This window comes from Allorhizobium sp. NPDC080224 (genome assembly GCF_050281005.1).
GTDB lineage: Bacteria > Pseudomonadota > Alphaproteobacteria > Rhizobiales > Rhizobiaceae > Allorhizobium.
Genome location: NZ_JBNNWJ010000001.1, coordinates 2,318,879 through 2,331,614, shown reverse-complemented (window position 1 = coordinate 2,331,614; position 12,736 = coordinate 2,318,879). Strand labels below are relative to the sequence as shown.

The window sequence follows — 12,736 nt, the reverse complement described above, 5'->3', positions numbered from 1 at the left end:
ATTCCATTGCGCTCTGGTCGTGTCGCTGGTGCGTGCCTATATGTGACCGACCTTCCGCAGCCCGGAGTGTCAAATGGCTCCCATTATTTCCATCAATTCTCTCTCCAAGATCTATTCCAACGGTTTCAAGGCGCTCGACAGCGTCAGTTTCGATATCGAAGAAGGCGAGATCCTCGCGCTTCTCGGTCCCAATGGTGCCGGCAAGACGACGCTGATCTCGATCATCTGCGGCATGACCAATCCCAGCGGCGGTCAGGTGACCGTCGCGGGCCACGACGTGGTCAAGGACTTTCGCAAGACCCGCGCCGAAATTGGTCTGGTGCCGCAGGAACTGACGACCGACATGTTCGAGACCGTCTTCAATACCGTCAGTTTTTCCCGTGGCCTGCACGGCAAGAAGCCCGATCCCGCCTATATCGAGCAGGTGCTGAAGGATCTCAGCCTTTATGAAAAACGCGACAATGCGCTGCGGGAATTGTCTGGCGGCATGAAGCGGCGGGTGTTGATCGCCAAGGCATTGTCGCACCAGCCGCGCATCCTCTTTCTCGACGAGCCCACAGCCGGCGTCGACGTGGCGCTGCGCAAGGACATGTGGCAACTCGTCGAACGCCTGCGCAAGACGGGTGTGACCATCATTCTCACCACCCACTACATCGAGGAAGCGCAGGGGATCGCGGATCGTGTCGGCGTCATCAACCGTGGCAAGCTGCTGCTGGTCGAAGAGAAGAATACGCTGATGCGCAAGCTCGGGCGCAAGCAGATGACGATCACACTCACCGAACCCATCCAGGCGATACCGGCAGAGCTTGCCGGCTATTTGCTCGCACTCGGCGAAGACGGGCGTGAACTCGTCTACGACTATGAACTCGGAAGCGAAGACGGGGAGATCGCACGGCTTTTGGCGGCGATCGATGCCGCCGGCCTGAAGTTTGGCGATGTCTCCACACGTCAGACGTCTCTGGAAGACATCTTCGTCTCGCTGATCGGAGAGGCTGCATGAACATCGAAGCGATCAAGTCCATCTATGTCTACGAGATGGCCCGGATGCGCCGCACACTGCTGCAGAGCGTGATCTCGCCGGTGCTATCGACCGCACTCTATTTTATCGTCTTCGGCGCCGCCGTTGGCTCGCGCATGGAAGAGATCGGCGGCGTCTCCTATGGTGCTTTCATCACGCCTGGCCTGATCATGCTGGCGCTCATCACCCAATGCGTCTCGAATGGTTCGGCGGGCATCTATTTCCCGAAGTTCACGGGCACGATCTATGAGATCCTGTCTGCGCCGGTGGCGATGACGGAAATCCTGATCGGTTATGTCGGCGCTGCCGCCACGAAGGGCATGATGATTGGCCTGATCATCCTGGCGACCGCCATGTTCTTCGTCGATCTGGAGGTCGCTCATCCAGCGCTGATGCTGTTCTTCATGGTGCTGACATCGATCACCTTCAGCCTGGCTGGTTTCATCATCGGCATCCTGGCGAAGAATTTCGAGCAGTTGAGCCTTGTGCCATCGCTGGTCGTCCCGCCGCTCACCTTCCTGGGCGGCACATTCTATTCGATCGACATGCTGCCGCCCTTCTGGCAGGCGGTCAGCCATCTCAATCCGGTGCTCTACCTGGTGAGCGGCTTCCGCTGGAGCTTCTTCGAGGTGTCGGACGTGCATCCGCTCATCAGCCTCGGCATGATCGGCATCTTCCTCGCCGCCTGCCTCGGTTTCCTCGCCTGGATCTTCAAGACGGGCTACAAACTCCGACCCTGAACTGATCCGTTAATCACGCAGCCTGAGTTCGTCGGTTTGCATCTGCATGGAACTCAGCGTCGAGAGGAAACTCATGCCGAGAAGGCTCTGGTCGAGCAGGCCTTCTTCGAGCACTACGGCATCCACGCCTCTGCGCACGATCGGGCCGAGCCGAATTTCGGGAATACGAAGAGGGGCGGCCGATGCGCGACCGTTGGCGGTGAGGACCGTGCGCGTGAAGCTGAGTTCGCCGGGATCGATACCCATCCGCATCGCGTCCTCGTAACGCAGCGCGATCGAGCTTGCGCCGGTGTCGATCAGCATGGGCACGGTGACGGCTCCGATCTCGACCCTGGTCTCGAAATGCCCGCCCAGGCTCTTGTGCAGGATCACCTCCGCCGAACCGTCGGCGGTCGTGACCGTGATGGCTCGCCCAGGGATCAGTCCTGCAAGGACCCGCTCGCCGACGCTGCGGAAATCGCCGCGATAGAGATAGCCGGTGACCAGCACAAGAGCGATCAGCACCCAGATCGCCATCTGGCGCAGGCTCTGGCCCAGATTGCGCCGACCGACCAGAATGCCGGCCGAGATCATCAGGAGGATAGGAAGCGCGACGACCAGGCGGCCGAAGGCTTCGTTGTCCAGGCCGAAGCTCTGACCGCTATCGTGGTTCATCACGAGAATGACGAGGCCTATGGCGAGAATGGCGATGCCGATAACAAACCGCATCAGCCGCCCTCGCGCTCACGCACCATACGGGTGCGGCGGGTCTCGCGGCGGGGCTTGCGCTCGACGTTTTCGAGGCGCGCCGGCAGTTCAGCCATGATCGATCGCCGCTCGAGGCCGGTATAGCTCGTCCACAGGCCGATCTCTTCGCGCGTTCGGCCGCATCCGAAGCAGTAGCCGGTCTTGTCATCGATCGAACAGATGAGAATGCAGGGAGATTCCATCGCGAGCCCTTTGGTTTCGCCCCTATATCGGTTGCTCAGAGAATGATGGCAAGGGTGACGAGGAAGGCGATCTCGCAGAGTTGTTCACTGGCGCCGATGGTGTCGCCGGTCTGCCCCTCGATGCGCTTGCGGCAATGTCGGGTGAAAGCCGCCACCGTGCCAACGGCGATCAGTCCGGCCGCGAACCAGGCGTGAAATGGAAGAGCGAGGAGGCCGATGCCGGCCGTCAATACGCCACCGAGAACCAAGGCCATGCGCGTCGCCTCCGGATCGGGGGCACCGGCCGATCCGGCCACACCATCAGGCCTGGCCGAGGGCAGAGCAGACCAGTGCCAGACCATCAGGCTTCGGCTGAGGATCGCCGTTGCCAGCCATGCAAGAGCCGTGGCGAGCGGTGGCAGAGTTCCGATGAGGATGGAGAGCGCCGCGACGCGGAGCGCGACCGACAGGATCAGCGCCAGCGCACCATAGGTGCCGATGCGGCTGTCCTTCATGATCGCCAGGACCTTTTCGCGGCTGCGACCGCCGCCCAATCCGTCCGCCGTGTCTGACAGGCCGTCCTCGTGCAAGGCGCCGGTCAGCATGATCTGCAGCCCGACACCCAGGAGTGCCACAAGGACCGGGTCGACACCGGAGGCCGACAGGAGGCCAGTTGTCAGGGCTGCGGGCAGCGCGATGATCAGGCCAGCCAACGGGAATCCAGCGACCGTCCGGCTGAGGCTTCCGTCATGGCCTGCAAAGAAGCGATCCGGGACCGGCAGGCGGCTCAGGAAGGAAATGGCACGCGCCGTTTCCGTGACGAGGTTCTCGACGACCTGCATGGGTCCTTTCCGTTTGTCCTCGACCGACTGCGTCGCTTTTTTGAGTTGAGCAGCGCGGGTCCGGTCTCTATGAGAGAGGCCACAAAGCCTGATTTGCTGGAAGAATACAAGGAAGCCAGACCCATGAGCGTTACCGGCCTGCCATTCGACGATTTCCGCACGCTGCTGCGTGACCTGCCGGGACCCAGCACTGCGGCGCTCGTGGCTGCGCGCGAACGCGACAAGCAACTGACCAAGCCGCCGGGCGCGCTTGGACGGCTCGAAGAGATTGCCATGTGGCTTGCCGCCTGGAGTGGACGGGCCCCTGCGGTCAATCGTCCGCTGGTCGCGATCTTTGCCGGCAATCATGGTGTCACCAAGCATGGTATCACGCCGTTCCCGCCGTCGGTCACCCAGCAGATGGTCGAGAATTTTGCAGCTGGCGGCGCTGCCATCAACCAGATCTGCGTGACGCATGATCTTGGCCTGAAGATCTTCGATCTCGCGCTCGACTATCCGACGGGCGATATCACCTGCGAGGCGGCATTGTCGGAGCGCGATTGCGCCGCGACCATGGCCTTCGGCATGGAGGCGATTGCCGGCGGAACCGATCTGCTTTGCATCGGTGAAATGGGTATCGGCAATACGACGATCGCAGCTGCGATCAATCTCGCGCTCTATGGCGGCGAGGCGGAGGACTGGGTCGGTCCGGGCACCGGCTCGGAAGGTGATGTCCTCGCCCGCAAGGTGGCCGCCGTCAAACAGGCGGTCGAGTTCCACCGGGAGCATCTGTCCGATCCTCTCGAAGTCCTTCGCCGTCTCGGCGGTCGCGAAATCGCGGCGATGGCCGGTGCTATCCTGGCCGCCCGCATGGAAAAGATCCCGGTCCTGATCGACGGCTATGTGGCGACGGCTGCAGCCGCAATCCTGAAGGCCGCCAACCCTGCCGCACTCGATCACTGCTTGATCGGTCACGTCTCGGGCGAGCCTGGTCATCTGCGCGCAATTGAACGCCTCGGCAAGACACCGCTTCTGGCGCTTGGCATGCGACTGGGTGAGGGTACCGGTGCGGCGCTTGCGGCCGGCATCGTCAAGGCGGCGGCGGCGTGCCATTCCGGCATGGCAACCTTCGAACAGGCTGGGGTATCCAACAAGTCGCATGACTGATCGCACATCAAAGTCCGGCGATGCGGAGCCGCTCGCCTCGGCCGTCATCAAGAAGAAGACCGGCATCGCGCATCTGTTTGCCGCCGCTCAGTATTCGGCTCAGGGATTTCGACGTCTGATCCAGGAAGCTGCCTTCCGGCATGAGCTCCTGGGCTTTGTTGGCGGGCTGGTCGTGTTCGGTCTGGTCGGTGCGAGCCTCTTTGAATTCCTCGGCTTCGTCGTTCTGATGATGCTGATGTTTTCGGTGGAGGCTCTCAACACCGCGATCGAGGAACTGGTCGACCGCATCTCGCCGGAGATCTCGACGGTCGGCCGCAATGCCAAGGATCTCGGATCCTTTGCCGTCTTCTGCCTGATCATGGCCAATGGCGCGTTTGCTGCTTACGTCGTGATCAGCCGGCTGTTTCTCGCCTGATCAGGCGAACTGCCGGCGGCGGGGTTCGATGGCTTTGACTTCCGATACGGCAGGCAAGCTTTCGAGCACGCGGCTCGATGGCAGGATGGCGATGACTTCTGTGCCTTCCCGGAGCTTCGACTTCAGCTTGAATTCGCCGCCATGCTTGGCGAGGATCGCCTGGACGATCGGAAGGCCAAGTCCCGTGCCCTGTTCGGCACTCTTGATCGCAATCGAGCCCTGACCGAAGGCGGATAGGACCACGGGGATTTCATTTTCCGGAATGCCCGGGCCATTGTCGCGGATCGAGATGTATTGTCCGCCGCCGGCGGTCCAGCCGGCCTTGACCATGATCTCGCCGCCCTGGGGCGTGAATTTCACTGCATTCGACAAGAGGTTCAGGATCACCTGGCGCAGAGCCTTTTCGTCGGCCCAGAGCGACGGCAGCGCCTTCTCGAATTGCTGCTCGATGCGGATGTTCTTCGATTTGGCGCGCAGCTGGATCATGCCGATGCAGTCTTCGGCCACCTCCAGGAGCGACACACTCTCTTCGCTCAGTTCGTATTTGCCGGCCTCGATGCGCGACAGGTCGAGGATCTCGTTGATCAGTTCGAGCAGATGGCTTCCGGAGCGGTGGATGTCTCCAGCATATTCCTTATAGAGCGGGTTGTTCAGCGGCCCGAGCACTTCCGTTGCCATGACTTCGGAAAAGCCCAGGATGGCGTTGAGCGGCGTGCGAAGCTCGTGGGACATGGAGGCGAGGAAGCGCGACTTGGCCATATTGGCCTCTTCGGCCCTACGCCTTGCCTCATCGGACAGGGACTTGGCGACTTCCAGTTCCGCGATCAGGTCGTCCTTTTCCGTTTGAAAGGACAGGAGCTTGAGATTGGCCTGATGCAGTCGGTTGGTGATGTAGATGAAGAAGATCAGCGCAGTGGTGAAGACAGCCGTCAGGCCGATATCGAGGATGTTGCGGCCGGAGATGGATACGGCCGTGAGTGCAATCACGGTGGGCAGAAAACCGAAGAGCACAGCCTGGCGCAACAGCATGCTTGCCATCGCTGTGATGGAAAGCGCCACCAACAGCACCGCGCCCTTGTAGAAGGTAAAGGCGGTCGGATTGCAGCTCGCGCAGTCCTGGAGCACGAAGATCGCCCAGGACAGTCCCATGGCGGCCTGTGCGGCCAGCAGGATGCGACGCCATTTGATCTGGTTCTCGGGCGTGATTTCGGTCTTCGATGCGCGCTTGACGATCAGGATGCCGATCGCATGCATAGTCAGCGCGAAAAGGCCCCAGATGAGAAAATGTGGCTGGGTGGTGAAATAGGCGCCGGAGGCGGCAATCAGAAGGATGGTGATCGGGATGACGGCCGCGCCCTGCAGGCAGGCGCCGACATGCATGGCGAGGATCTCGGCATCGAAGGCGGGGGAGGTGCCCGGACCCGTCTGCAGACGTTCACGGGTGGAGCGGACAGCGCGGTTCGTTGCCCTGTTGCGATTATGTCGCGTCAGGTCGAGAACGTTTTTGTCCGCCGATGTGTCTACGCCGTTACTCATTGCGTTGCAGTCTTCCGCGCCTTGGTGAACCCTAGCGGCGAAATCTTAAGAAGATCCTGTCTTGGAAGGTTTTGTTTGCCATGTGTGAAAAGGATCTGTTGTTGAAGTGGGTGGAAATGTGACGAGGCATGTTCGACGCCTGCGCGATATGGTTCTGGGGCTCGCCATCCTGGCGCTTGCACTGCTTGTCATCGCCAAGCTTGAAAACGAATAGGCGCTCAGGTTCTTCGGTTCGTTCTCGGTGATCGATGGCGATACGCTCAGCGCAGACGGCGAACGGCTGCGGATCGAGGGCATCGATGCACCCGAGCTTGCTCAGGTCTGCAAGGCGGCGGATGGGTCGCCCTATGCCTGCGGCGAGGAGGCGCGTCGTGCCTTGGCAGCGCTCGTGTCCGGGCGTGACTTCGAATGCAGCGGCACCGGCCGTGATCGATATGGCCGGCTGCTCGTGGTCTGCAAACGTGGCCTCGACGATCTCGGCGATCTGCTGGTGAAGACCGGTTCTGTCTTTGCCGATGGACGTTATCTTGCAAGCGAGGCCAAGGCCCGGCTGGCGGGCGAGGGGATCTGGCGGGGCGAATTCGAGCGCCCAGCCGACTGGCGGCGTCGTCGGCAGATCGAGGAGGCGGAACTCACGGGTTGGGTCGAGGCGTTACTGCCGCGATGGCTGACACATTGGTTTGAGGACGAAAGAGACAATGGCCGCTGACAATCCTTCGCCGCCGAGCATGCCCCGCGGTGACTTGCCGCCGACGATCGACGTCTTGTCGAGCGCGATTGCGCGTTGTCGCATCTGTCGCGATTGTCCGGCCGGTGGGCCTGAGCGGCGGATGCCGCATGAGCCTCGGCCGGTTGCCTGGCTTTCCTCGACGGCACGGGTGCTGATTGCCGGGCAGGCGCCGGGGCTTCGGGTGCATGAAACGGGTATTCCGTTCAACGACGCCTCAGGCGACCGCCTGCGAGACTGGCTAGGCGTCGATCGCGACACCTTCTATGACCGCAGCAAACTGGCGATCGCACCGATGGGCTTCTGCTTTCCCGGTTATGACGAAAACGGACATGATCTGCCGCCGCGCCGGGAATGTGCGCCGCATTGGCGGCAGACGGTGATGGATGCGATGCCCCAGGTCGAACTCATCCTCGCAATCGGGCAATATGCGCAGGCCTGGCATCTGGGACGCTTGCGCCGCAAGACCATGACAGAGACGGTCACTCACTGGCGAGACTTCCTTCTCGCCAATCGCGAGGGGCCGCGCGTCTTGCCGCTTCCCCATCCGAGCTGGCGCAATACCGGCTGGCTGAAACGGCACCCCTGGTTTGAGGCCGAGGTGCTGCCCGTGCTGCGGCGAGAGGTTTCCTTGTTGATAGCTTGAAATGATTTTCCATAATTTTTATGAAATCGGCTATATCAAGGAAAATCAGTTTTATAGGGTTTTTCATGGACCGCCTCGATCGCAAAATTCTCCGGATTCTCCAGGAAGATTCCACGCTTGCCGTTGCCGATCTCGCCAAGAAGGTCGGGCTGTCCACTACGCCTTGCTGGCGGCGCATCCAGAAGATGGAAGAGGACGGTGTGATCCGTCGGCGCGTCGCATTGCTCGATCCGGCCAAGGTCAACACCAAGGTGACGGTCTTCGTCTCGATCCGCACATCCAGCCACTCGATTGAATGGCTGAAGCGCTTCTCCGAGGTCGTGTCCGAGTTTCCGGAGGTGGTCGAGTTCTACCGCATGAGCGGTGATGTGGACTACCTGCTGCGTGTCGTCGTGCCGGACATTGCGGCCTATGATGCCTTCTACAAGCGGATGATCGCCAAGATCGAGATCCGCGACGTGTCCTCTGCCTTTGCCATGGAACAGATCAAGTATACGACCGAGCTCCCGCTCGACTACATGATGATCGACAATCACAAGGCCGGCGAAGAATAAACCGCGCCGGTATCATTTGAGCTTCGCGATCCGTCTGGGGTCGCGCAGTTCACGCAAGGCATCCTTGCCGATCCAACGGGCTGTTGCATCGCTCTCTCCCGCCAGTCTTTCCGCCAGAAGAATAGCAGCTGCGTGGCATGTGCGGCTGCGCTTGCCCGTGTTGCGCAGAGCCCAGTTCACGGCCTTCTTGACGAAGTTGCGGGGATCGGTCGCGTGTCGCTCAATCAGCGGCAACCATTCGAGGAAAGTCGCGTCCGGCTCACTCTTGTTGTGAACGGTCGCGCCTGCGATCATGGCAAAGGCGGCTCGGCGGACGAACTCCCGGTCATCTGCCGCGAAGTCGTCCACCAGTGCGCGCCAGTAGGGCGTCTCGGTGAGCAGATCGGCCGCCGCATCGACGATTTCCCAAGAGTTGAAATCGGCAACGAGCCGCCGGATGTCATCCGGTGACAGGAGCGCCGGGACGAAAGTCCAGATCGCCAACAGGCGCGCTTCGCGTATGCCGGATGCCCAGAGGTCTTCGGCACGCGAATGGTTCGGGCCGATCACCTTGGCGATCTGCCGCAGGGCGGGATTGCCGATGCCAAGGGCATTGTCGGTGACAATCCCGTAGCGAGCCATGCCGGCAATGTTCTCCTCCGACCGCATTAAGCGCAGAGATGCGATGATCTCGGCTGCGGTGGAGGAGGGGCCGATCATTTTTTTTCCAGCCGCGCCAGCAGGGACGAGGTGTCCCAACGGTTGCCGCCGAGTTTCTGCACCTCGCCGTAGAACTGATCGACGAGCGCCGTGACCGGCAGGTTTGCGCCGTTGCGGCGCGCTTCCGAAAGGACGATGTCCAGATCCTTGCGCATCCAGTCGACGGCAAAGCCGAAGTCGTATTTGCCCTGGTTCATGGTCTTGTGACGGTTCTCCATCTGCCAGGAGCCAGCCGCTCCCTTGGAGATGACCTCGATCACCTTCTCGATGTCGAGGCCGGCCTTCTTGCCGAAATGCACACCTTCGGCCAGTCCCTGGACGAGGCCCGCAATGCAGATCTGGTTGACCATCTTGGTCAACTGGCCGGCGCCGGCGGGGCCCATCAGGCCGACCATGCGTGCAAAGGAGTCGATCACGGGTTTTGCGCGTTCGAAGGTGTCCGGTTCGCCGCCGCACATCACGGTGAGCACACCGTTTTCCGCTCCTGCCTGGCCGCCTGAGACTGGGGCGTCGATGAAGCCGCAGCCTTTGGCGGCTGTGGCCTCGGCGAGTTCGCGGGCGACCTCAGCGGAGGCCGTGGTGTTGTCGATCAGGATCGCCCCCGGCTTCATGGCGGCAATTACGCCGTTTTCGCCTGTGGTGACCGAACGCAGGTCGTCGTCATTGCCGACGCAGGTGAAAACGAAGTCTGCGCCCTCGGCCGCCTCCGCAGGAGTGAGACCATGACTACCGCCGAACTTCGCCACCCAGGCCTCGGCCTTGGCTGTCGTGCGGTTATAGACCTTCACCTCGTGGCCACCCTTGACCTTCAGGTGACCTGCCATGGGAAAACCCATCACGCCCAAACCGATGAATGCGACTTTTGACATTTCGTCTCTCCTGCCTTGCGGTATGAGACATGCATAGTCGAAGGCAGGGCAGGGTGAAAGGGCCGGGCTCCCTCAATGCGGCGGGTCCGGCGCATCGGATTTGGCGCCAATCTTGTGGTCCGGCGTCAGTTCGACACTCAACTGTCCGAGGCGGCCTGAAATCTCGTTCCACAGGCGTCGGAGGCGGCGAACGTGGAGGTCATCGCCGATCCAGTCCATGAGATGCTCGATAGCCCTGGATGACATTGCCTTGGTCTCGCTGATGGTGGTGAGCGCCCAGATGCTAAAGTCCTTCGCGTCCACTTCCGTGATCTTGCCATCTGCGCTCGGGATGAGAAACTTCGCCGTACTCTTCTCCAGTATGAGCTTCATCGGGCCAGTCGGTGCAAACAGCACGGATGCGTAGATCCGATCGAAGGCATCGATCGCCTGTTTGTCGGCCTCACTGTCGTCCTTGCGATTTTGCTTCAAGGCACGTTCGAGGTCGAAGATCGTGCGCACGTTGAATTGTCGCAGCAAAAGGAAGCGGTCGAGGCCGACGACGCAGCAGAGCTGTGCCTGGGCGATCCAGTCGACGGTCTGATAGATCCCGTATGGCGTCTCGATATGCAGCATGATCGGATTATAGGTGGCGAGCGACTGAACGTCTGAGATGCCGCATTCTTCAAGGCGGAAGCGGGTGAAGAAGTCTATACCATCGATGGCATCCAGAGGGACGACCCGGGTCATGTCGATGAACCGATTGTCCGACTGCTTGATCCAGTTGATCTGGGTGCCGATCTTGACCAGGATGAACTGCAGGACACTGCCCGGCAGCAGACCAAAGGCGAGGCCGAGAAGGATCCAGAGCGCTGGCAGGTCCCCGATCGGTGTGGTCCGGTCGATGCTCACGGCCGCCTGAAGAGCGCTCAAGTCGGGAATGGCGCGGTAGAGCGTGGCCGAGGCCAGCACCGAAATCACGATCATTGCCGCCTGCCTTATCATCGTATAGCCGTTCAGGTCGAAGACGGCGAGCGCCTGGACGAGATAGCGCAAGGACGAGAGGTAGGCGCCAATGAATGTGATGGCCGCGACCGTCAGGACGTTTTCGGCGAGTTGTCTGACGTCAACTGCGGCGGTTTGATCCGAGAACTTCATGCCGCCTACCGTCAGCAGGTTGAAGGTCGTTCCATCAAGACAGGTCGCCGCCGTCTCGAAACAACCGAAACCCGAGAAGGCGAGGATGAAGCCGGTCGTGACGACGAGAAGATAGGGAATTGCAGCGGTCAACAGCCGCAGGTCGCCCCGGTTCAGAAAGACGCGGGTCCTAGAGATCGTATCATTAATCTCGCTGATGATGTCCTCCGCCGATCGGAGGTTGCCGCTCGAAGCTCTCACTTCCCGTTCGTCATCGCTGCTAACATCGGCGGCGTATTTGCTGCGAACGAATTCGAAAGACGGGCTGGTGCCTTCCTCTCCCAGGTCGATGACAGGGAAGGTTTTCACGTAATCGCGAATGAGACGGAGCCGTCGGAGCCTGATCTCGTATCGGCCGAAGATCAAGGCGAAGACGGTAATCAGGGATATGGCGAAGGCGACGACCACCGTCCATGTCAATGAGGGATCGGTGATCGCTTGAGCGGCAAGTTCTGTTTGCATGGCTTCCCCCTTTTTCTGAGGGAAGCCTAAACTCTTGATGGTAGCTGACTACCAATTAGGCGCGATCTATGATTGAAGATTCAATCAAGGATTGTCTATTTCGTCTTTTTCGCCACCACGAGATGACCGGGAGAGGGCTCACCGTCCTGCATGCGCACGTTGATGTCGGTGATTTCGACCACTTCGAAGCCTGTCGCGGCCAGCCGTTCACGCACATAGGTCTCCGCATGCACGAAGCGCTGGTGCGGGCCGACCATGAAGGGACGGCCGGCCATGACGTCTTCCGGCCGGGTTTCGGAAGAGAAGACAAAGATGCCGCCGTCGGTCATGTTCTCGGCAGCACCAAAGAAGAGCGGTTCCAGCGCGCCGAGATAGGGCAGCACGTCGGTTGCCGTGACGAGGTCGAAGGGTTCGTCGTCATTGTCTTCGAGGAAGTCCTCGAGTTCCGCCACATAGAGCGTCTCGTAGAGATCTTTCTCATGGGCAAGCTCAACCATCTTCTCCGAGATATCGATGCCGGTCATGTCGTCAACCATGTCGCGCAGCGTACCACCGGTCAGGCCGGTGCCGCAGCCCAGGTCGAGCAGTCGCTTGAACGGACCAAGGTTGAGCGCCTGCAAACGCTGGCGTACCATCATCGGAACTGTGTAGCCGAGCTGTTCGACGAGGATGTCCTCGAAGGCATCGGCGTGCTGGTCAAAGAGTGTCTCGACATAGGCGTCGGGTGCCTTTGGCGGGGCTTCGCCGCGGCCGAGCGCTGCAATTCGCACCGATGCGCCGCCGTGGTCATCGGGATCGATCGCCAGCACTTCCTCATAGGCTTTGACGGCTGCGTCGATATCGCCGGACTTTTCGAGGGCGAGTGCGCGGTTATAGGCTTCCGCCAGGGCTTCTTCGTCGATCTTGGCCATGTGAGGCTCCTGTTTTCTTGGCCGCTCATCGGGCCTTTGCCGGTCGTCTAGCGGGTCGGGCCGGGCTTGGCAATGAAAAGGGAACCG

General features: G+C 60.8%; 15 protein-coding genes. 7 read left to right on the top strand and 8 right to left on the bottom strand.

Annotated elements, in window-relative coordinates:
* Positions 1-73 precede the first annotated feature (73 nt).
* Positions 74-1,000: an ABC transporter ATP-binding protein gene (locus ACQKP1_RS11650; RefSeq protein ID WP_427275341.1), complete on the top strand. Its 927-nt coding sequence runs from the start codon at positions 74-76 to the stop codon at positions 998-1,000.
* A complete protein-coding gene (locus tag ACQKP1_RS11645) occupies positions 997-1,758 on the top strand; it encodes an ABC transporter permease (protein WP_203016515.1) in 762 nt (253 codons plus the stop codon). The genes ACQKP1_RS11650 and ACQKP1_RS11645 overlap by 4 nt, the downstream gene beginning before the upstream one ends.
* A 9-nt stretch (positions 1,759-1,767) precedes the next feature.
* Here ACQKP1_RS11645 and ACQKP1_RS11640 read toward each other — a convergent pair whose 3' ends face one another.
* The 3 genes from ACQKP1_RS11640 to ACQKP1_RS11630 are packed head-to-tail and all read right to left on the bottom strand — an operon-like array spanning position 1,768 to position 3,508.
* On the bottom strand, positions 1,768-2,469 hold the full coding sequence (locus ACQKP1_RS11640) for a TIGR02281 family clan AA aspartic protease (RefSeq protein ID WP_427276442.1): 702 nt from the start codon (positions 2,467-2,469) through the stop codon (positions 1,768-1,770).
* Positions 2,466-2,687 (bottom strand): DUF1289 domain-containing protein, encoded by a 222-nt coding sequence (locus ACQKP1_RS11635; RefSeq protein ID WP_427275340.1) that lies wholly within the window; start codon positions 2,685-2,687, stop codon positions 2,466-2,468. Before ACQKP1_RS11635 ends, ACQKP1_RS11640 begins: the two co-directional genes overlap by 4 nt.
* 35 nt (positions 2,688-2,722) lie before the next feature.
* The gene (locus ACQKP1_RS11630; RefSeq protein ID WP_427275339.1) at positions 2,723-3,508 is read right to left on the bottom strand and encodes an adenosylcobinamide-GDP ribazoletransferase; all 786 of its coding nucleotides are present in this window, start codon (positions 3,506-3,508) and stop codon (positions 2,723-2,725) included.
* Positions 3,509-3,631: 123 nt separating this feature from the next.
* On the opposite strand from ACQKP1_RS11630, the gene cobT reads away from it, so the two are divergent.
* Both cobT and ACQKP1_RS11620 read left to right on the top strand, forming a co-directional pair.
* Positions 3,632-4,654 carry a nicotinate-nucleotide--dimethylbenzimidazole phosphoribosyltransferase gene (gene cobT / locus ACQKP1_RS11625; RefSeq protein WP_427275338.1) on the top strand — a complete coding sequence of 341 codons (1,023 nt, stop codon included), beginning with the start codon at positions 3,632-3,634 and terminating at the stop codon, positions 4,652-4,654.
* Positions 4,647-5,069, top strand: a complete 423-nt coding sequence (locus ACQKP1_RS11620) for a diacylglycerol kinase (RefSeq protein WP_427275337.1) — start codon at positions 4,647-4,649, stop codon at positions 5,067-5,069. The genes cobT and ACQKP1_RS11620 overlap by 8 nt, the downstream gene beginning before the upstream one ends.
* Here the strand turns inward: ACQKP1_RS11620 and ACQKP1_RS11615 are convergent, their stop codons facing one another.
* Positions 5,070-6,605, bottom strand: a complete 1,536-nt coding sequence (locus tag ACQKP1_RS11615) for a sensor histidine kinase (RefSeq protein WP_427275336.1) — start codon at positions 6,603-6,605, stop codon at positions 5,070-5,072.
* Between the two features lie 241 nt (positions 6,606-6,846).
* Here ACQKP1_RS11615 and ACQKP1_RS11610 point away from each other — a divergent pair, with 241 nt between their 5' ends.
* From ACQKP1_RS11610 to ACQKP1_RS11600, 3 genes are all read left to right on the top strand, one after another.
* Positions 6,847-7,314, top strand: coding sequence for a thermonuclease family protein (locus tag ACQKP1_RS11610; RefSeq protein WP_427275335.1), 468 nt, complete (start codon positions 6,847-6,849; stop codon positions 7,312-7,314).
* Between the two features lie 19 nt (positions 7,315-7,333).
* Positions 7,334-7,978 (top strand): uracil-DNA glycosylase family protein, encoded by a 645-nt coding sequence (locus ACQKP1_RS11605; RefSeq protein WP_203020038.1) that lies wholly within the window; start codon positions 7,334-7,336, stop codon positions 7,976-7,978.
* Positions 7,979-8,043: 65 nt separating this feature from the next.
* Complete coding sequence (locus ACQKP1_RS11600; protein ID WP_006726042.1) at positions 8,044-8,532, top strand: Lrp/AsnC family transcriptional regulator; 489 nt, start codon at positions 8,044-8,046, stop codon at positions 8,530-8,532.
* Between the two features lie 12 nt (positions 8,533-8,544).
* Here ACQKP1_RS11600 and ACQKP1_RS11595 read toward each other — a convergent pair whose 3' ends face one another.
* From ACQKP1_RS11595 to ACQKP1_RS11580, 4 genes are all read right to left on the bottom strand, one after another.
* Positions 8,545-9,231 carry a DNA alkylation repair protein gene (locus tag ACQKP1_RS11595; RefSeq protein ID WP_427275334.1) on the bottom strand — a complete coding sequence of 229 codons (687 nt, stop codon included), beginning with the start codon at positions 9,229-9,231 and terminating at the stop codon, positions 8,545-8,547.
* On the bottom strand, positions 9,228-10,100 hold the full coding sequence (locus tag ACQKP1_RS11590) for an NAD(P)-dependent oxidoreductase (protein ID WP_427275333.1): 873 nt from the start codon (positions 10,098-10,100) through the stop codon (positions 9,228-9,230). Before ACQKP1_RS11590 ends, ACQKP1_RS11595 begins: the two co-directional genes overlap by 4 nt.
* A 72-nt stretch (positions 10,101-10,172) precedes the next feature.
* The gene (locus ACQKP1_RS11585; RefSeq protein ID WP_427275332.1) at positions 10,173-11,738 is read right to left on the bottom strand and encodes a hypothetical protein; all 1,566 of its coding nucleotides are present in this window, start codon (positions 11,736-11,738) and stop codon (positions 10,173-10,175) included.
* Between the two features lie 95 nt (positions 11,739-11,833).
* Complete coding sequence (locus tag ACQKP1_RS11580) at positions 11,834-12,649, bottom strand: methyltransferase domain-containing protein (RefSeq protein WP_427275331.1); 816 nt, start codon at positions 12,647-12,649, stop codon at positions 11,834-11,836.
* Between the last annotated feature and the right edge of the window lie 87 nt (positions 12,650-12,736).